The 17,869-nt window shown below is 64.2% G+C and carries 17 protein-coding genes and 1 tRNA gene; 5 read left to right on the top strand and 13 right to left on the bottom strand.

Annotation, left to right across the window (positions count from 1 at the left end; all coding sequences use genetic code 11):
* A partial coding sequence (locus JAO73_RS17960) for a beta strand repeat-containing protein (RefSeq protein WP_198978516.1) occupies positions 1-4,815 on the top strand: 4,815 nt, incomplete at its 5' end.
* Positions 4,816-4,962: 147 nt separating this feature from the next.
* Entirely contained in the window at positions 4,963-5,400 is a 438-nt protein-coding gene (locus JAO73_RS17955; RefSeq protein ID WP_198978515.1) for a hypothetical protein, read from the top strand.
* Positions 5,401-5,490: 90 nt separating this feature from the next.
* Here the strand turns inward: JAO73_RS17955 and JAO73_RS17950 are convergent, their stop codons facing one another.
* The 7 genes from JAO73_RS17950 to JAO73_RS17920 all read right to left on the bottom strand — a co-directional run bounded on the left by JAO73_RS17950 (position 5,491) and on the right by JAO73_RS17920 (position 10,942).
* Positions 5,491-5,841, bottom strand: coding sequence for a hypothetical protein (locus JAO73_RS17950; RefSeq protein ID WP_198978514.1), 351 nt, complete (start codon positions 5,839-5,841; stop codon positions 5,491-5,493).
* A 68-nt stretch (positions 5,842-5,909) separates the two neighbouring features.
* Complete coding sequence (locus JAO73_RS17945) at positions 5,910-6,914, bottom strand: hypothetical protein (protein ID WP_198978513.1); 1,005 nt, start codon at positions 6,912-6,914, stop codon at positions 5,910-5,912.
* A gap of 10 nt (positions 6,915-6,924) precedes the next feature.
* Positions 6,925-7,758: an MbnP family protein gene (locus tag JAO73_RS17940; protein WP_198978512.1), complete on the bottom strand. Its 834-nt coding sequence runs from the start codon at positions 7,756-7,758 to the stop codon at positions 6,925-6,927.
* Positions 7,759-7,882: 124 nt separating this feature from the next.
* Positions 7,883-8,263, bottom strand: coding sequence for a hypothetical protein (locus JAO73_RS17935; RefSeq protein WP_198978511.1), 381 nt, complete (start codon positions 8,261-8,263; stop codon positions 7,883-7,885).
* Between the two features lie 80 nt (positions 8,264-8,343).
* A complete protein-coding gene (locus tag JAO73_RS17930; protein WP_198978510.1) occupies positions 8,344-8,982 on the bottom strand; it encodes a hypothetical protein in 639 nt (212 codons plus the stop codon).
* A 60-nt stretch (positions 8,983-9,042) separates the two neighbouring features.
* Positions 9,043-10,320: a site-2 protease family protein gene (locus JAO73_RS17925; protein WP_317191243.1), complete on the bottom strand. Its 1,278-nt coding sequence runs from the start codon at positions 10,318-10,320 to the stop codon at positions 9,043-9,045.
* Positions 10,283-10,942 carry an HAD family hydrolase gene (locus tag JAO73_RS17920; RefSeq protein ID WP_198978509.1) on the bottom strand — a complete coding sequence of 220 codons (660 nt, stop codon included), beginning with the start codon at positions 10,940-10,942 and terminating at the stop codon, positions 10,283-10,285. Before JAO73_RS17920 ends, JAO73_RS17925 begins: the two co-directional genes overlap by 38 nt.
* Before the next feature lie 99 nt (positions 10,943-11,041).
* Between JAO73_RS17920 and JAO73_RS17915 the strand changes: the two genes are divergently transcribed.
* From JAO73_RS17915 to JAO73_RS17905, 3 genes are all read left to right on the top strand, one after another.
* Positions 11,042-11,115, top strand: a tRNA-Ile gene (locus JAO73_RS17915).
* Between the two features lie 511 nt (positions 11,116-11,626).
* Complete coding sequence (locus JAO73_RS17910) at positions 11,627-11,977, top strand: hypothetical protein (RefSeq protein WP_198978508.1); 351 nt, start codon at positions 11,627-11,629, stop codon at positions 11,975-11,977.
* A 434-nt stretch (positions 11,978-12,411) separates the two neighbouring features.
* Positions 12,412-12,618: a hypothetical protein gene (locus tag JAO73_RS17905; RefSeq protein WP_198978507.1), complete on the top strand. Its 207-nt coding sequence runs from the start codon at positions 12,412-12,414 to the stop codon at positions 12,616-12,618.
* A gap of 164 nt (positions 12,619-12,782) precedes the next feature.
* On the opposite strand, the gene JAO73_RS17900 is transcribed toward JAO73_RS17905, so the two are convergent.
* The 6 genes from JAO73_RS17900 to JAO73_RS17875 all read right to left on the bottom strand — a co-directional run bounded on the left by JAO73_RS17900 (position 12,783) and on the right by JAO73_RS17875 (position 17,764).
* Positions 12,783-13,019 carry a hypothetical protein gene (locus tag JAO73_RS17900; RefSeq protein ID WP_198978506.1) on the bottom strand — a complete coding sequence of 79 codons (237 nt, stop codon included), beginning with the start codon at positions 13,017-13,019 and terminating at the stop codon, positions 12,783-12,785.
* Between the two features lie 97 nt (positions 13,020-13,116).
* Positions 13,117-13,488: a DMT family transporter gene (locus JAO73_RS17895; protein ID WP_262896073.1), complete on the bottom strand. Its 372-nt coding sequence runs from the start codon at positions 13,486-13,488 to the stop codon at positions 13,117-13,119.
* The gene (locus JAO73_RS17890) at positions 13,485-14,480 is read right to left on the bottom strand and encodes a sterol desaturase family protein (protein WP_198978504.1); all 996 of its coding nucleotides are present in this window, start codon (positions 14,478-14,480) and stop codon (positions 13,485-13,487) included. Before JAO73_RS17890 ends, JAO73_RS17895 begins: the two co-directional genes overlap by 4 nt.
* 147 nt (positions 14,481-14,627) lie before the next feature.
* The gene (locus tag JAO73_RS17885) at positions 14,628-15,518 is read right to left on the bottom strand and encodes an N-acetylneuraminate synthase family protein (RefSeq protein WP_198978503.1); all 891 of its coding nucleotides are present in this window, start codon (positions 15,516-15,518) and stop codon (positions 14,628-14,630) included.
* Positions 15,519-15,619: 101 nt separating this feature from the next.
* A complete protein-coding gene (locus tag JAO73_RS17880; RefSeq protein ID WP_198978502.1) occupies positions 15,620-16,426 on the bottom strand; it encodes an SDR family oxidoreductase in 807 nt (268 codons plus the stop codon).
* 3 nt (positions 16,427-16,429) lie between these two features.
* Positions 16,430-17,764 carry an aminotransferase class III-fold pyridoxal phosphate-dependent enzyme gene (locus JAO73_RS17875; RefSeq protein WP_198978501.1) on the bottom strand — a complete coding sequence of 445 codons (1,335 nt, stop codon included), beginning with the start codon at positions 17,762-17,764 and terminating at the stop codon, positions 16,430-16,432.
* Positions 17,765-17,869: the final 105 nt, after the last annotated feature.

The following is a 17,869-nucleotide window of genomic DNA, read 5'->3' as shown; positions in this document are numbered from 1 at the left end:
TTGGCGCTGGACGCGGCCGGCGGGCTGCTTTACGTGGCCGACCAGTACGTGGGCACGGGCGGCATCCTGCGCTTCACCACGGCCGGCGCCAGCCGCACCGTAGTAGTGCCCGCCACGGCCGGTGCCACCTACAACGGCCTGGCGCTGGCCCCCGCCAGCGCCGCGCCGGTGGTGGTTACCAGCACGGGGACCACGGCCTTTGTGGAGGGGAATAACGTGACGTCGACCCCTGTGGTCATCGACGCCGGGGTGACCGTGAGCGACGCCGATAACACCACGCTGGCCTCCGCGACGGCCACTATCTCGGGCAATTTCCAGTCGGGCAGCGACGTGCTGGCCTTTACCAATACCAACGCTACAGTATATGGCAACGTGGTGGGCAGCTACAACGCCGGCACGGGCGTGCTGACCCTGACCTCGGCCGGGGCCACGGCCACGCTGGCCCAGTGGCAGAGCGCGCTGCGCGCTGTCACTTATACCAATTCCTCCGATACGCCCAACACGGCCACTCGCACGGTGAGTTTTGTGGCCAACGACGGCGCTTTGAGCAGCACGGCAGCCACCAAAAACGTGAGCGTACAGGCCGTGAACGACAACCCGTTTGTGTTCACCGGCGTCACCACAACGGTGTATACGCACAACATTCCCGGTCCTTCAACGCCCGTGGCCGTGGACCCCAACGTGACCGTGAGCGACGCCGACAACGCCACGCTGGCCTCCGCGACGGCCACTATCTCGGGCAATTTCCAGTCGGGCAGCGACGTGCTGGCCTTTACCAATACCAACGCTACAGTATATGGCAACGTGGTGGGCAGCTACAACGCCGGCACGGGCGTGCTGACCCTGACCTCGGCCGGGGCCACGGCCACGCTGGCCCAGTGGCAGAGCGCGCTGCGCGCCCTCACTTACGTCAACACGGCGAACATCCCAAACACCGCTAACCGCACGGTTACGTTTACCGTGAACGACGGCAGCAGCGGCAGCAACACGGCCTTCATAGCGGTATCCTTCACGCTGGTGGTGGCCGCCCCGGTAGTGAGCACACCGGCCAATGGCAGCACCATCGGCACCGCCACGCCCACTTACAGCGGCACGGCGCCGGCCGGCACCACGGTCACGGTGTTCGTCGATGGCAGCGCCATTGGCACAGCCACGGCTTCGGCGGGCGGTAGCTGGACGCTGGTGCAGCCGTCGGGACTCACGCAAGGCAGCCACACGGTGCGGGCCGTGGCCGCCGCGGCCGGCACCAACAGCCCCAGCAGCGCCACCAACAATTTCACGGTGGACACCGTGCCGCCGGCCGCCCCCGTCGTGCTGGCGCCGGCCAATGGCAGCACCACGAACAACGCCACCCCCATTTACAGTGGCACGGCCCCAGCCAACAGCACGGTGACGGTGTACGTGGACTTGACGTCCATCGGCACGACCCCGGCCGATGCTGCGGGCAACTGGACCTTCACGCAGCCCACGGCCCTGGCCCAGGGCAGCCACACGGTGAAAGCCCGGGCCAGCGATGCCGCTGGCAATAGCAGCGTCGATAGCAACACCAACACGTTCACGGTGGACCTGGCGGCGCCCACGGCGGCCATCAGCAGCACGGCCAGCAACCCGACCACTTCCTCGCCCATCCCAGTCACGGTGACGTTCTCGGAAAGCGTAACGGGCTTCACGGCGGCCGGCGTGACGGTGGCCAACGGCACCGTCTCGGGCTTTGGCGGCTCGGGCACTACCTATACCTTCAATGTGACGCCGGCCGCCGCGGGCTTGGTGACGGTGAACGTGCCCACCAACGTGGCCCAGGACGCAGCCGGCAACGGCAACACGGCCGCGCCCCAGTTCAGCATCACCTACAACTTGCCGACGGCCACGGTTGTGTCCGTGACGCGCCTCACGCCCTCGCCCACGGCCACGGCCCAGGTGAGCTACCGGGTGACATTCTCGGGCAGTGTGACGGGCGTTAGCGTGTCGAATTTTGCGCTGACAACCGCCGGGGTTTCCGGTGCCTCGCTTGCCAGCGTGAGCGGCTCGGGCACCACCTACACGGTGGTGGTGAACACGGGCACCGGCGACGGCACCCTGCGCCTGGACGTGAGCAGCGCGGCGGGCATCAGCCCCACCATCACCAACGTGCCCTTCACCACGGCCGCCGCCTACACCATCCAGAAAAATTTCACCAGCCCGGTGCTCAGCATCCAGGGCATGGGCGGGGCCGGCACCGACGTCACGGCCTTTGTCGACCAGGTACAGGTGCTGCAGGGCGGCACGCCCCGGACCAACGCCCTCCTGAACAGCAGCTTCGAGACTTACAGCAGCCTCAACTTCGGCAACTACGGCTACAATCCCACCGGGGCCGTCTGGACATTCCTGAACGGGTCGGGCATTGCCTTGAATGGCAGCGCTTTCGGTGCTCCCACTGCCCCGGACGGCAGCGCCGTGGCGTTCCTGCAGAATGCCGGCAGCGAAGCCCGCCAGGCCCTGGCCGTGCCCACGGGCACCTACCAGGTGAGCTTCCAGACCAGCCAGCGGGTGTGCTGCTCGACGCAGGACCAGGTGGTGAACGTGTACATCAACGGCGTATTTGTGGGCACCATTCAGCCTACCAACACCGGCGGCTATACCACTTTCACCTCGAGCAGCTTCAACGTGACGGCGCCGTCGCTCACGACGAGCATCAGCAGCACGGCAACCAACCCCACGGCCATTTCGCCCATTCCCGTCACGGTAACTTTCTCGCAGAGCGTAACGGGCTTCACGGCGGCCGGCGTGACGGTGGGCAACGGCACCGTCTCGGGCTTTGGCGGCTCGGGCACTACCTATACCTTCAATGTGACGCCGGCCGCCGCGGGCTTGGTGACGGTGAACGTGCCCGCCAACGTGGCCCAGGACGCCAATAACACCGGCAATACGGCGGCCCCGACGTTCAGCATCACCTACGCCCCCATCACCCAGGTGGTGTGGAACGGCAGCGTGAGCACCGACTGGTACACGGCCGCCAACTGGACCGGCGGCCTGCCCACGGCCACCCTCGACGCCCTGATTCCGGCCGGCGCCCCGCGTTACCCGCTCATCGCGGCCGGCACCGCCACCGCCAAAACCCTGACCCTGGCCGCTGGTGCCAGCCTGGCCCACAGCGGCGGCACCCTCGACCTAAAAGGCAACTACGTAAACAACGGTACCTTGACGGCTACCGGCGGCACCTTCGCGCTGACCGGTGCCGCCAGCCAGGCCGTGGGCGGCAGCGCCCTGAGCACCTTCTGGAACCTGAGCGTGGGCGCCAGCGGCGCCAGCCTGAGCGGCCCGGCCGCCGTGCAGCGCGTGCTCACCCTGACGGGCAGCCTGGCCACCGGCGGCCAGCCGCTCACGCTGCTCTCAAGCGCCGCGGGCACGGCCCTGGTGGTGAACAGCGGCGGGGTGGTGACAGGCACGGCCACCGTGCAGCGCTACATCGACCCGAGCCTGAACCCCGGTCTGGGCTACCGCCACTACTCGGCTCCGGTGAGCAACTCGACGGTAGCCGACCTGGCCACCAGCGGCTTCGCGCCGGTGGTGAACTCGGTGTACAATTCCTCGGCCACGCCCACGCTCGAGACGCCTTTCCCCACCGTGTATGGCTACGACCAGAGCCGCCTCACGCTGAGCAACAACCTCAGCGCCTTCGACAAGGGCTTCTTCTCGCCCGCCACCCTGAGCGACCCGCTGGCTGTGGGCCGGGGCTACACGGTCAACATCGGGGCCTCGCAGCTGGTGGACTTTGTGGGCACGCTCAACAACGGCAACTTGCCGCTGGCCCTGAGCCGCAACGCCGGGCCAACGGCCGCCGATGCCGGTTGGCAGCTGCTGGGCAACCCGTACCCGGCGCCGCTCGACTACTCGCTGGTGGCCCCGGCCGACCGCACCAACCTCGACGCGGCCGTGTACGTGTTTGAAAGCACGGCCCAGTACGCGGGCCAGTACCGCAGCTACGTGAACGGCGTGGGCGGCAACCCCGTCATTCCCGCGGGCCAGGGCTTCTTTGCCCGCGTGAGCGCCGGCCAGACCAGCGGCACGCTCACGTTCCGCAACAGCCAGCGCCTCACCAGCTTCGACGCGACGCCCGTGCGCCGCGGCACCTCAGAAACCCGGCCGCTGGTGCAGCTGACGCTGCGCGGGGCCACGGGCGCGGCGTCCGACGAGGCGTACGTGTACTTCGAGGCCGGCGCCACGGCCGGGGTGGACGCGCACTACGACGCCGTGAAGCTGCCCAACACCACGGGCCTGAACCTGGCCTCGGTGGCCGCCGGCACGCAACTCGCCATCAACGGCCTGCCCACCGGCAGCACCACCACCGTGACCGTGCCGCTCGCCGTGGCCGTGCCGGCCCCGGGCACCTACACGCTGCGCGCGGCGCAGGTGCTCAACTTCCCGGCCGGCGCCCAGCCCTTCCTGCGCGACCTGCAACTGGGCACGCTCACCGACCTGAGCCTGACGCCCGCCTACACCTTCACCCAGAACGCGGCCGCCACCCCCCCGCGCTTCGAGCTCGTCTTCGGGGCCCAGCAGGTGCTCGGCACGGCCTCGGCGTCCTTGGCCGCCCAGGTGGCCTTGTTCCCCAACCCGGCCAGCAAAGCCGTGTTTGTAGAGCTGCCCGCCAGCCTGCGCCGCACCGCCACCACGGCCGCGCTGCTCGATGCCGTGGGCCGCGTGGTGCTCACGCAGGCGCTGCCCGCCGGCGTCGCCACCCACACGCTGCCGCTCACCGGCCTGGCCAGCGGCGTGTACTCGCTGCGCCTGCAAACCGAAGCCGGCGTGGTGGTGAAGAAGCTGGTGGTGGAATAAGCCGCTGAGAATTGTTTAAAAAAAGCCCCGGCCTTCCATGCCGGGGCTTTTTTGTGGTGCTGTGCAACCGGCAGGGAGGCTGGCCGGTCTAGCGCATATCCACCTTAACTAGCCCTCGATATGTTCTCTGGATTACGTCTTGCCACATTGTTTGCTTTGGCCCTCAGCAGCTTCAGCGCCTGCCAGCGCAACGACGACGTTGCGCCCGTTTCAGAGGTAGGCGAATGGCGCCTGACCGTGAGTGGTGGGGGCACCACCGGCAAAATGGAGGCCTTGCCGCCCACCCAGGATACTCGGCTGGTATTGGAGGCCGACCGCCACTACGTCCGGTACTACAACGGCCTGCTGCTGGAACGAAATACCTACGAGCTGCGCACCGTGCAGCGCAGCCCCGACGGTCCCGCCGAAAAGGTGCTGTTCATGAAGTCAACCAATTCGCCTGACGGTCAGGCCTTCGAACACCAAGAAATCATCACCTCCCTCACGGCCACCAACATGGAGCTCACCACCGGCGGCGGCTGCGCCATCAACGGTGTGTACGAGCGAGTGCCGTCGGGAACGGCCGTTTGCGGAGTCAACCCCTGATACCGCAGGCCGAGCGCCGCACCTCAGCCAATCGGATAGAAAAAGCCCCGGCTGCACGCGCTGCCGGGGCTTCCCTGTGGGTTCGGTTACTTATTCGGCTTCTTTCTCCAGCAGCTGCAGCAGCTCGTCGGCGGCGTTTTCGATGTCGCGGTAGCCTTGCTGGGCGGCGCGCTCCTTGGCGGCAATCAGGCCGTCGCGGTGCACGGTGTTGAAGTCGCCGTAGGGGAAGTGGTAGCGGCCTTTGGTGTCGGCGCCCTTGCTGGTGTCGAGGCCCAGGTGCCAATTGGCGTACTCTTCCATCTCGTGTTTTGCGAGAAAGGCGTTTTCCTTAGACGTGTCGGGGTTGTGCTGGCGCCAGTGGCCTGCGTCGTTCTTGATTTTGCCGTCCTGAATGAGGCGGCGGGCGTAGGCCACAGCCTGGGGATTGAGGGAGGTGCTCATAGCTGGCGGGGAAAGGAAGTGAGAAGATGCACTTTCCTACGCACCGCCCTCAGTGGGGTTCCCAGTGCTCAGCTTTTGCCGTGAATGAGGTACTTGGTTTGGTTGAAGCTGTAGCCCACCGACAGCACCATGCGCCCGGCGCTGGCCGGGTGGTCGGTTTCGGCAGTGTACACGGGCAGTTGGAAGTTGGTATTCAGCGACAGGTTTTTGTAGTAGAAATCCAGCCCGGGGCCCAGCAGGGCGTTGTTCATGGCGTGCTCGCCGGTGAGGCGGCCGTCGAGCATTTCGCCGTCGGTTTTCTCATAGAAAAACTGCGCCGAGGGGTACACCTGCCAGTTTTCGCCCAGCGGCAGGCGGTAGAACAGGTTGGCAAACGTGGCCGTGCTGGGCGCCAGGCTGTTTCGGAACCGGTTTTCCGTCGAGAGGCGGTAGCTGCTGTTCACGCTCAGCCCCAGGCTGCGGTAGCTGCCAATGTAGTTGGCGTACACAAAGCCGTCGGTGGTGCCGGTGCCCACCTGGTTGAGCAACGGGTAGCGCCGGCCCTGGGCGTTCTGGCGGGTGAACTCGCCGGTGGGCAGCTTCGCGCCGCCGCCCACGATGAGCCGGCTCTGCACCCCGGCCGTTTCGATGGCCCGAATGAGGTGGTAGCCGGCAAACACCGTCACGTCGCCCAGCCCGGAAGCGTTGAGCTGCCGGCCGTTTATCTGCGAGGTGTTCATCACGTAAGGCACAAAGGCATTGAGTTCCACGCGCTGCGCCAGAAAGTATTTGCCGCGCAGCTCGGCCACCCGGAAGACTTCGAAATCGTTCGGGTTGCCGTTGTGGTTGTGCGCGTAGCCGTCGTCGCCGTTGGCCGGCGAAGGAAAAAACGGCCGCGCCCCGGCCGGAAAAAACTGCGGCGACTGCCCGTACTGCCGGTAGCCGTTGAAAACGCGGTAGCGGTGCATCAGGCTCAAGCCGCTCTGGTTGTCGTAGGGCGTGATGCCCATGAAGCACCCGCAGATGTCGCACGCGCGGCCCGGAGCGGGCGCCAGCAAGGTGGCGCCCGCCACTAGCAGGAAAAAAAGTCTCATGCCGCCGGCCCTAGTTGGCGTGGATGTGCCCCACCGAAAACACGTTCGCCTGAATGTTGTCGGCGATGCGGGCGGCCGTGGTGCCGCCCATCACGTTGTAGGTGCTGGCAAAGCTCACCAGCGGGCCCGGGGCCTTGCCGAACATATTGGCCACTTCCACCAGCATGTGCACCTCGGGCTTGTGGTCGCGGGCAATGATGAGCTTGGACGTGGTGAACGGCACTGTCACGGTCCGGATGGTATTGGTGGTGGAGTGCTTGTAGCCGGCAATGTGGAACACCAGCGCGCCCGTGGCCGCGGCCGGGGCGTGGGGGGCCTGCGGCGAGTTGCCTTCCAGCTTGAAGTTGATGAACTCGGGCCCGTTCATGTCCCAAAACATGCCTTTGCCGGCGTTGAGCACGCCGCCGCCGTAGCTGCCCGCCTTGGTGCGGGCGCTGTCCACGCCCACAATGAAGCTCACGCTGCTGTACTCGCCCTCGGGCGCCCCGGTCATGGTGAGGTCCTGGGAGGCGGGGTCGGTCTGGTCGACCAGGAAGTAGCTGTCGGGCACGGCGTAGCTGCTGCCGTCGGCCTTGTTCAGCTTCACATTGGAGATGTAATACTTGAGGGTGCTCACGGTGAAGTTGTCGCCGTAAGCGTTTTTGTACGTGCCCGAGCCCAGCACCAGCGAGTTGAATTTGGGCGTGTTGTTATTGGCGGGGTCCGGCATGGTCACGCCGTTGTCCATGTGCAGCGTGAACTCGGTAGGAGAGGAAGCCTCAACGTCTGATTTCTTGCAGCCCGTGAGGCTGACGGCAACCAAAGCAACAGCGCTGGCCAGCGCCGAAAAAGCGGAAAATTTCATCGGAAAGTGAATCGGTAACTGAAAGTGGGTGAGGGGTGCGCCTAGGCGCACCGGCCCGCCGAGGGCGCGGCGGGACCAGCAAAAGCGCGGCTTTCGGCAGGTGCCAAAAGCCAGCGACTAGCAATCAAACCAACAACAGGGGCGGGCGAAACACGTCCGGGGTGGGCACGGCGGCGCAGTGCGCCGCCGGCGGGGAGGGGTAGCGGCCGGCCGGGGCCAGCCAGCGCCGGGGCACCCGCAGCACCAACGCGGCCGTGGGCAGCACCTCAAATTTTACTTTGGCCGCGGCGCCGGCCGGGGCTTTTTTCTCGGCCCCGTCGGCTTTGCGCAGCTGCTGGGCCAGGTGGCACTTGCCGTTGCAGCGCAACTGGGGGCGGGCTTTGTTCACGCAATACAGCGCCGTGATGCGGGCCTTGTTGAGCTGGTAGCTCAGCACCACTGCCTCCGGCCCCAGGGTCTGGAGCAGCATGAGGGCAGCGAAGAAACAGGCCAGCAGTCGGTTCATGAGCGAAACGGCGGAGCAAAGATTGCACCAAAGGTAGCCCGCAGTGGCCCGCAAAATGAGGTGGGCCGATGCGGCAAGGGCTAGTTAAGATACGGCGACTCCAGCTCCTGGCCCATGCTCTTGAGCGGGGCGGTGCTGCGGCGGCCGGTGAGGCGGGTGCTCAGGGCCTGGGCTTCGCGGGCGCTCAGCACGTCGAGTTCGTGCAGCCAGGCCACGCGGCGCAACTGCGGCTCGATGAAGCCCAACGGGTTCACCTGGCCGTATTCGTCGCGCAGGTAGGTTTTGGTGCGGCGCTCCAGCTCCATCACCAAGGCCAGAAACTGCTTGCGCTGCCACGGCCGGCCCGCCAGCGTGAGCACCAGGTGCGCCGTTTGCAGCCGAAACGTGAACCACTGCTGCTCAAACCGCAGCCACAGCGACACCGCATTGAAGCCAAACACCAGCCACCACACCGCCAGCGACAGCCCGGCCTGGCCCGTGGCCAGCCACGCGCGCCACGGGCCGTAGCCGATAAATACCAGCAGCAGGCCCGTGAGCAGCAGTTGGTTGACGGGTACGTGGCGCTGCTCGGCCGCTTTCACGGGCAGAATTTCTTCGTAAGGAATCTCGGTTTCGAGCGTGGCCACGCCCTGCGGGTTGCGCTTGCACACGTACAGGCTTTCGGCCCGCAGGGCAATGTGGGTGGTGCCCAGAAAAAGTTGTTTTTGGGTGAAAATCATTCCAGAAATGCGGTAGACGGCCGACGAAGCGGCGAAAAATCGGAAACAGAAAACGCGGGCCTACTGAAACGGGCTCGGCGTGAAGCACAGCACAAAAATAGCCACCATCACCCAGCCCAGCACCTTGCGGCCGGAACTCAGGGGCCGCTCGTCGGGCGCCGGCGGGTGGTAGATGCCGGTGAAACGGCCCAGCAGCAGCCCAAACACCAGCCAGCCGGGATTGCCCACCAGGCCCGGAAAGGCCGCCGCGCACCCCAGCTGCGCCACCCAGATGCCCGCCGCCAGCAGCAGCCCCTGGCGCGGCGCCGGCAGCACCCGCCAGAATATCAGCGCCAAGTAGCCCGCATACACCGGCCCGCCGTAGAGCCAGGTTTGCCAGTCGTCGCGCAACGTAAACAGCCCCAGCCCCGCATAAAAAATGAACCCGATGAACAGGTACAGCGCCAGCCGATTGAACCGCCCGGGCCCCAACAGGCCGTAGAGGATGTGGCCGCCGTCGAGCTGGCCTATGGGCAGCAGGTTGAGGGCCGTGAAAAACAAGCTGAGCGAGCCGGCCAGCAGCACGGGGTAGTGCATCAATTCGTTGGGATGGGGCAGGAGCACGGGGTCAGCAAAAGCCCATTCCAGGGCCCGGTACAGCAGCGGCTTGGCAATGGTGAGACCCTCGGCACCCGGCGGATACACGTGCCGGGCATAGTCGGCTCCAAACCGAGCGTATTCCGGGTGAATGGTCCAGAGATACGCCAGCGGCGGCAGGTGCGTGAACCCGTAAACCAGCAGCGGCACCGCCACCAGAAAACCCGCCAGTGGCCCGGCCAGCCCGATATCAAAGAATTCGCGCCGCGAAAAAATCCGCTCCCGAATGCGAATGACGGCCCCAAACGTGCCCAACCCCATCGGAAACGGGATGTAATAAGGCAGCGAAGCCCGCACTCGGTTGTATCGCGCCGTGAAGTAGTGCCCGAACTCGTGCACCGTGAGCACGCCCAGAAAAGGCAGCGCAAACCACAGCCCCCGCTTCAACTCCGCCCACAGCGCGGCCCCGCGCAGCCCGAACACCTCCAGCGGCAGCATCGCTAAGGCGCCGCGCGTGAGCTGAATGCCGGCCAGCGTGGTGGTAACGAGCGTGAGAAGAAACAACCCAATGTGCAGCGCCGCCGTGCGCGCCGGCGACGGCTCGGGCCGCTCGAAGCGCCGAAACAGCGCCCGCGCCGCCAGCAGCCGGGCCCGGGGCTCGGCAGGGTCGAAGGCGGGGGCCGGCGGGGAGGCCACATCGGCCGGAAAGCCGAATGGCTCGGGCTCAGGAGTGGGCGGGGGCGTATTCTCGGGGAAAGACACGGAGGGCTTCGGGCAGGGCGGTGGTGAGGGTGAGGGGCGGGGCCAGGTGCAGCACCCGCAGCCCCAGCCGCCGGGCGGTGGCCACGTGCTGCGGGCTGTCCTCGATGAACAACACGTCTTCGGGCTGCCAGTTCATTTCGCGCAGCGCGTGCCGGAATATTTCCTCGCCCGGCTTACGCAGGCCCACTTCCTGGGAGTAAAACACGCGGTCGAGCACGTCGGCAATGCCATGGGTGAAGCCGTATTTGGTGGCCAGGCGCTGGTTGATTTCGGCAATGTGCAGCGTGTTGGTGTTGCTGAGCAGGGCCGTTTGGTGGCCCTGCCGGCGCAGCTCGCCGATGAGGGCCAAGCGCTCGGCGGGCACGTCGAGCAGCATGGCGTGCCAGGCGGCGTCGAGTTCCGCATCGGTCGCGTCGAGCTCGTAGGCCTCGCGCAGTCCGGCCCGAAACTCGGCAGGGGAGAGGTGGCCGGTTTCGAACTTATCGAACAGCTCGGCCTGCTGGGCCTGCGAGAAAGCAATGGTGCTGCCGGCCCGGCTCAGGCGGCGCATGGCGGCCGGGGTGGCGTCGTAGTCGATGTCGATGATGACGCCGCCAAAATCGAAGAGCAAATGAGGTAACATAATCAAGCTTGGTTTTCCATGGGCGAAGGTCGTACTTTTGCAGCGTTGGAGGGCCGGCAACGGCAAGGGTTGAGGTGAAAGATGACTGCCTCCGGCACCGGGCCTATAGCTCAATCGGTTAGAGCAACTGACTCATAATCAGTAGGTCCTTGGTTCGATTCCAAGTGGGCCCACATGTAGCCCCTCTGCACTACGTAGAGGGGCTTTTTTGTGAATGGATTACGATTTGAACAACAGTTCATAAAGTTTTCCTGGTGGAATACATTCTTTGCTGGCGTTCTACTTGCACGGTGCTGCAACGTTGCCGGCATGCCCAACCCTCCGAAAAAGCCTGGCTTGACAACACGTGTAATCGACGTGCCCATTGCCAGGCACTGGGACGACTACCCCCAAGCGGTGACCCTTTGCCAAGTGCCAGCGGCTTCTTTGTCGGGGTGAGCGTACGACTTGGGTGAAAGCACCGCCAACGCCTTTTTCAAGTCCGGAACCTGGGTAAAACGCACGGCCGAGCGAGCGCCGCCATTGGCCGACAATTTCTTACCGTTGGTGCTAAACGCGGCCGCGGCCCGCGGGACGAGCCCCGACCTTTGTCGGCGCGATGAGGAGAACAGTACTGAACACCACTAACAGGGCGAAAAACTGCCTTGCTAATCGGGCCATGCCACTTTTAGCCACCGTTAGCGAATGAGCACCGTTGCAGAACTTAAAAACGGGTTGCGACGGGCCTTATTGGCCGAGCCAGTTCTGGGCTGGGCCGTGCGGCTCGAATACGTTACTGGAGCTTTTGGCGTAGAACTGTACGCTGAGCGCCCCGGCTTTGCCCGCCAAGTCTTTTCCACGCGCTACCGGCCGGTGGCGTCGGCCGAGGCCTTTGCTGCCTGGCTGGCGGCGTGCCTGGCCGAGGTGGCTGCCATAGGCAACGACCCGGCACGCGCGGTCGCTGCTGCCCGCGAACGCGCGTGGAGTTTGCCCCCGCAGTCGTCGCCCGTCCAGCTCCGTCCGGCGCGTCGGCGCGCCGTTGAGTTGCTGCGTTAACAAACCGCTGGCTCGTGACTCGCTTTGGGCCTTGGTACAAACTCGGTTCAGGCAGCCGGCACCGCTTCAATAACCCGGGGAATCTTACTAAATCACGGCCGTTCCATGCGTATTTGGGGTTGAGCCGGTTGGGGCTGCGGTTGTGGTGGTGAAGTAGAGGTTCGGGCTGTGGATTGCCGCCGCGGGCCGCGCGGTGCGGCGGGAAGTCGTGCACCGGCTCGACGACGGGGTGTTGTTTCACCCAGCCTTCGGGCATGGTGTCGCGCATGTCCCAGCCCACAATCTTGTGCGAGCAGCAGTCGAACCAGATGGCCAGGTACGGCTAGCCGCCCTGCTGGGGCAAATACATAATGTCGCCGGTCCAGACCCGGTCCGGGGCAGTGGGGGCCGGCGCGCCGCGAAAGCAGCAGCGGGCAGCGTGCTACTTTCGCGGCATGGAATTTACCAAAAAGAAATACACGTTCCGCGGCATGGACGGCTACGCGGGCTTCCGCAACGGGAAAGAGTACGAGCTGGAACTGGCCCCCACGGCGCCGACCGACGAGCAGCCCAACGCCGAAATTGTGGTCATCAACCCGGTGTCCCGGCTTTACAGCTACTATAGCAAAGAGCAGTTTCTCGCCGCCTGGGAGAAAAAATAGCCCTGTGGCCAGCCATGAGCCGCCACGCTGCAGAAGGGCAAAACGGTGCGCTGAGGGCAGGCTCTTATTAGTAATCAGGTTGGTTTTGAGCCCCCTTTGTGTCCATGAGCCGTTTATACGCCTGGCTCAAGGGTGCTCATTCAGAAGCCGTGTCATTTGTTACTTCAGCGGGTGCGGCTATTGGGCGGCGAAGGCGTGCCATTGCCCAGCACGCGGCCTACTTTGGTGGGCGGCACGAACGGCACCGCGCGGCCTGCGCGGGCCGGGCGAGTGGTATCGGGGGTGGCGGGCGCGGGCGCAGGTAGCGCGCCGGTGGCCGGCTGGTTGTTCACGGGCGAGCCATTGCAAGCCACAAGCGCGCCTGCAGCCGCGAGCAGCAGGGCGAAGGATATTAATTTCATAACGAGGGTTTACCCTACAACGGCCCCCTTCCGGCAGGGTTCTGCCTGGCGCGCCCGCGCCGGGCAGTCAGCCCTTGCCCGCCGGTGCAAATAAGCATCAATCCAGCCGCCGCAAACCCAGCACGCCAATGATAATCAGGCTGGTGTACAGCACGCTCAGCCACGAAAACGGCTGTTTCAGGTAGAGGGTATCGACGAGCTTAATGCCCACCACGGCCAGGGCCATCCACGCCGAATAGGCGGTGGCGGTGGGGATGTCGCGCATGGCCAGCGACAGAAACCAGACGTTGGCCAGCCCAAAGCCCACATAGGCGAGCAGCGGCAGCACCGGCAGCAGCAGCGTCGGCTGCCCCAGGCTGTGCACCCAGGCAATTTCTTTGATGCGCTGCATGCTCAGCGCCTTGAGGCTATACGTCCAGCAGACCTCCATGAAAGAGGCCAGAAACAGCGAAAACCAGGGATTAATCAACGGGACGAAGTGGCGGCAGTGGGAGGAAGGGGAGAGGTGGCCGGAGCCGACGGCTGGCCAAAATTACCGCCCGGGCGCTGCGCCCGAATGGTTTCGGTGTAGGGCTCGGGCACGGGCCAGCCGTGCAGGGGTTTCAGGGCCGGCAGGCGCTCGGTGAGCTTGGTCAGCAAGCGCACCCGGATGCCGTGGTATGCGCGAAACAGCCGCGAGCGCCTCGCCAATTCCTCCTCATCGAACCGGGCCACCGAGAAGACGTGCTGGCTGAAGTAATCCTTCGGGAAAGCGTAGGGCAGGCCCCATTTCAGCGGCTTGTGGTCGGGGCGGTAGGCGGTGCCGAACATCCAGTCCCAGAAGGCGAATTTGGTCGAAAAGTTGGCGTAGAACACCTCCTCGTGGTCGGCGTGGTGCCAGAGGTGCATTTCGGGGCCGTTGATGAAGTATTGCAGCCAGCCGGAGCGCACGTCCACGTTGCAGTGAATCCAGATGCCCCACACGGCGTCGATGCAGGCCTTGATGGGCACCACCATGGGGTCGGCGCCGAGCAGGACGATGGGCGCGAACTCAATGGTCTGGTTGATGATGATTTCCAGGGCGTGCGAGCGGGAGCCGGCCAGCCAGTCCACCTGCTTGCCCGAGTGGTGCGCCTCGTGCGTGCGCCAAAACAGCGGGCTGCTGTGCTGAAACCGGTGAAACCAGTAGATGTAGAAATCGTGCGTCACCACGAAAAACAGCACCTGCACCCAAATGGGCCAGCCCGTCACAAAATGCAGCTTCGAGAACCCAAAATGTTGGTCGAGCGGCTGAATGATGTAATCGAAAATGACGATTTTCAGCGCATAGCTCTGCACGAAGGTGTAGAGCACAAGGTCGGTCCAGAAACCCTCGCGGAAAAACGGCAGCCCCTTGCGGTAGGGGATGATGCGCTCCAGCGTAATCACGATGGCCACCCAAATCAGCAGGATAGCCGTGGTGATGAGTTCGACGTGATGCATGGTTGGCGTGGAATTAGGAAAATCTTGTCATCCTGAGCGCAGCGAAGGACCTTCTCACGTCCGCGCCGTTTGGATACGACAACACTCAGACGTGAGAAGGTCCTTCGCTGCGCTCAGGATGACAGACGCAAAAAACAACCAAATCGGCTATTCGTTGTTCGGCGTCAGTTCGCGGCGCAGGCGGGCGCGGGGCTCCAGTTCGGAGTCGTACACGCGCTTCACGCCGTCGCCGAGGCCTTCCTCCACGTCGCGGATGTCGCGCACGAGCTTGGCCATGCCGCCGGGCTCCACCGAGGCGGCGTGGTCGGAACCCCACATGGCGCGGTCCAGCGTAAAGTGGCGCTCCACGAAGCTGGCGCCCAGCGTCACGGCGGCCACGGTGGTGGCCAAGCCGGTTTCGTGGCCCGAGTAGCCGATGGGTGTGTTCGGGAACATGCCTTGCAGCACCGGCACCATGCGCAGGTTCAGCTCGGCGGGCGGGCAGGGGTAGGACGAGGTGGAGTGCGCAATCATGAGCTTATCCAGACCCACCCATTTCACGGCCTGGTGAATTTCGTCGAGGGTGCTCATGCCGGTGCTCAGCATGAGCGGGCGGCCAGTGGCGCGCACGCGGTCGAGCAGGGGCTTGTCGGTGAGCGAGGCCGAAGCCATTTTGTACAACACGGGCTCGAACTGCTCCATGAAATCCACCGACGGCTCGTCCCAGCACGAGGCAAACCAGTCGATGCCCAGCGCGCGGCAGTAGTCGTCGATGGCCGTGTATTCTACTTGGCCGAACTCGGTTTTGCGCTTGTAATCGATGTAGCTCATGCGGCCCCAGGGGGTGTCGCGCTGCTTTTCCCACTGGTCTTTGGGCACGCACAGCTCGGGCGTGCGCTTCTGGAACTTCACGGCGTCGCAGCCGGCCTTGGCGGCTTCCGAGATGAGCTGCTTGGCCAGGTCGAGCGAACCGTTGTGGTTGATGCCGATTTCGGCAATGATATAGGCCGGATGGCCCGCGCCAATAAACCGGTTTTTGCGAATTTCAACAGCTTGCATAAGATGTTTGGTTTTAGTTGTCAGTTGCTCGTTGTCAGTTATTAGGTCGTTGAGTTGAATGTCTGAGACTAACAACTGACAACGAGCAACTGACAACTAAATCATATTGCCGTCCAGCCGCCATCAACAACGAGGTTGGCCCCGGTCATGTAAGCCGAAGCGTCAGACGCCAGGAACACGACCGCGCCTTGGTAGTCGGTGGGGGTAGCCATGCGGCCCAGCGGCGTTTTGGCGCTGTATTGCTTGATGAAAAAGGCGTCCTGGCTGTTCTCCACGCCGCCGGGCGAGAGCGTATTCACGCGCACGCCGGCCGCCCCCCAATAGGCCGCCAGGTAGCGCGTGAAATTCACCACCGCGCCCTTGGTCATGGGGTAGGAGGGTGATTTGTAAAAGGTTTGTTCGCCGGCCTCGTTGCGGTAGATGCTCTGGTCGGGCCCCACGAGGCCGTAGGTGCTGGCCACGTTGATGATGGAGCCGTGGCCTTGCTGCGCCATGGGCGTACCGAATACCTGCGCCGCCAGAAATACCCCCGTCACGTTCACCTCCAGCACCTGCTGAAACGTGGCCAGCGGGAAGTTCTCGAACTTGCTCAGGTCGGCCGCCAGGGCCGGGTTCTCGAACATGTCGTTGATGGCTGCGTTGTTCACCAGCACATCGATGTGGCCAAACTGGGACAGAATCTGGTCGCGCGCCGCGGCCAGTGAGGCGGGGTCGGTCACGTTCACCGACAGTGGCAGGTGAATGCCGCCGGGCAGTTCTGCCGCCACCGCGGCGCAGGCTTCGATGTTGAGGTCGGCCACCACCACATTGGCGCCGGCGTTGGCTAGGGCTTCGCAGTGCTTGCGGCCGATGAGCCCGCAGGCGCCGGTCACGATGGCCGTCTTGCCGGTCAAATCAAATAAGCTCATGTACTACTTCGCTTTAACTGGCGCGGCGTTGGTCACCTTGCGGAACACGGCTTCCACTGGTTCGCCTAGGAGGCGCGTGGCTACGTCGTTGGCTTCAATGGCTTCCTTGAGCAGCTGCAGCACCTCGCGGTAGGCCGAGAGCGTGTAGGCCACGTCCTCATCCGAGTGCGAAAAGCACATGTTGTGGAAGCCGCCCCACATAATGCCCCGCTTGAACAGCTCCTGCTGCACGAAGGCCTTAATCTCCATGCCGTTGCCGGCCGAAGGGTCAAAGGTGACGATGGTGCGGCAGTCGTAGCCGTAGCACTTGGTGTATTGGCTGATGCCCAGTTCGGCGGCAATTTCGTTGTAGCCGTCCTTCAGTTTTTTGCCCTGCTCGGCGAGGCGGGCGGGCACGTTCTTCTCGCGCATTTCCGTGATGGTGGCCACGGCGGCGGCCAGACTCAGCGCCTCGCCGCCGAAGGTGGTGAAGAAGAACACATCCTGCTCGAACAGCTGCATCACGTCGCGCCGGCCGGTGAGCAGGGCAATGGGCATGCCGTTGGCAAAGGCCTTGGAATACACCGCCAAATCGGGCGTGATGCCGAAATACTCCTGAGCGCCGCCCACGGCAATGCGGAAGCCGGTCCACATCTCATCGAAAATCAGGAGCGTGCCGTTCTCTTTGCACAGCCGGGCCACTTCTTGCAGGAAGTTGTCCTTAGGCGCATCGAAGATGAAGGGCTCCAGAATGACGCAGGCCACGTCGTCGTCGAGCAGCGCCTTCAGCGAGTCAAGGTTGTTGTACTCGAAAGCGGCCACCAAGTCCTTGCTTTCCTGCGGAATGCCCTTGTCGCGGCTGGTGGTGCCGATGTACCAGTCGTGCCAGCCGTGGTACCCGCAGCACAGCACCTTGTTGCGCCCGGTAAACGCCCGCGACACGCGCACCGCCGCCGAGCAAACATCGGCGCCGGTTTTGCTGATGCGGATGCTCTCGGCGTTGGGGATGATTTCGTGAATCAGCTCCGACAGCTCTACCTCCAGTTCGTGCATCATCGAGAACGTAATGCCGTCTTCGAGCTGGGCTTTGATGGCGTTGTCGACCCGCTCATAGGCGTAGCCCAGCGAGATGGGACCGATACCCATCTGAAAGTCAATGTACTCGTTGCCGTCCACGTCCCAGATGTGGGAGCCTTTGGCGCGCTTCACGTACTTGGGGCTCACGCCTTTGGTGTACTGACCGGGGCCTTTGGCCAAGGTCTGGGTCACGGGCGTCATGATGCGCTGGGCGCGGGCGTACAGCTCGTCCGACTTGGTGATGTCGGGGTAGTTTTCGTTGAAAGAAACGGTGTTGGGCATGGTTTAGAAGGATGTAGAGACGCAAGATGTTGCGTCTCGTCGTTGCTGATGTTGTTTAGTCTGTGCGTTACGGTGCGGTCCCGGTCGTTCAACGACGAGACGCAA

The organism is Hymenobacter miniatus (assembly GCF_016427455.1).
Classification (GTDB): domain Bacteria; phylum Bacteroidota; class Bacteroidia; order Cytophagales; family Hymenobacteraceae; genus Hymenobacter; species Hymenobacter armeniacus.
Note: the sequence above shows the minus strand (reverse complement) of the source record. Positions and strands in the feature narration are given on the sequence as shown.

What these genes read in the sequence shown, in the direction of transcription:
- JAO73_RS17950 (WP_198978514.1), bottom strand. Translation starts at nt 5,841, where the DNA reads ATGAGCACCTCCCTCAATCCCCAGGCTGTGGCCTACGCCCGCCGCCTC.
- JAO73_RS17945 (WP_198978513.1), bottom strand. Translation starts at nt 6,914, where the DNA reads ATGAGACTTTTTTTCCTGCTAGTGGCGGGCGCCACCTTGCTGGCGCCC.
- JAO73_RS17940 (WP_198978512.1), bottom strand. Translation starts at nt 7,758, where the DNA reads ATGAAATTTTCCGCTTTTTCGGCGCTGGCCAGCGCTGTTGCTTTGGTT.
- JAO73_RS17935 (WP_198978511.1), bottom strand. Translation starts at nt 8,263, where the DNA reads ATGAACCGACTGCTGGCCTGTTTCTTCGCTGCCCTCATGCTGCTCCAG.
- JAO73_RS17930 (WP_198978510.1), bottom strand. Translation starts at nt 8,982, where the DNA reads ATGATTTTCACCCAAAAACAACTTTTTCTGGGCACCACCCACATTGCC.
- JAO73_RS17920 (WP_198978509.1), bottom strand. Translation starts at nt 10,942, where the DNA reads ATGTTACCTCATTTGCTCTTCGATTTTGGCGGCGTCATCATCGACATC.
- JAO73_RS17910 (WP_198978508.1), top strand. Translation starts at nt 11,627, where the DNA reads ATGAGCACCGTTGCAGAACTTAAAAACGGGTTGCGACGGGCCTTATTG.
- JAO73_RS17905 (WP_198978507.1), top strand. Translation starts at nt 12,412, where the DNA reads ATGGAATTTACCAAAAAGAAATACACGTTCCGCGGCATGGACGGCTAC.
- JAO73_RS17900 (WP_198978506.1), bottom strand. Translation starts at nt 13,019, where the DNA reads ATGAAATTAATATCCTTCGCCCTGCTGCTCGCGGCTGCAGGCGCGCTT.
- JAO73_RS17890 (WP_198978504.1), bottom strand. Translation starts at nt 14,480, where the DNA reads ATGCATCACGTCGAACTCATCACCACGGCTATCCTGCTGATTTGGGTG.
- JAO73_RS17885 (WP_198978503.1), bottom strand. Translation starts at nt 15,518, where the DNA reads ATGCAAGCTGTTGAAATTCGCAAAAACCGGTTTATTGGCGCGGGCCAT.
- JAO73_RS17880 (WP_198978502.1), bottom strand. Translation starts at nt 16,426, where the DNA reads ATGAGCTTATTTGATTTGACCGGCAAGACGGCCATCGTGACCGGCGCC.
- JAO73_RS17875 (WP_198978501.1), bottom strand. Translation starts at nt 17,764, where the DNA reads ATGCCCAACACCGTTTCTTTCAACGAAAACTACCCCGACATCACCAAG.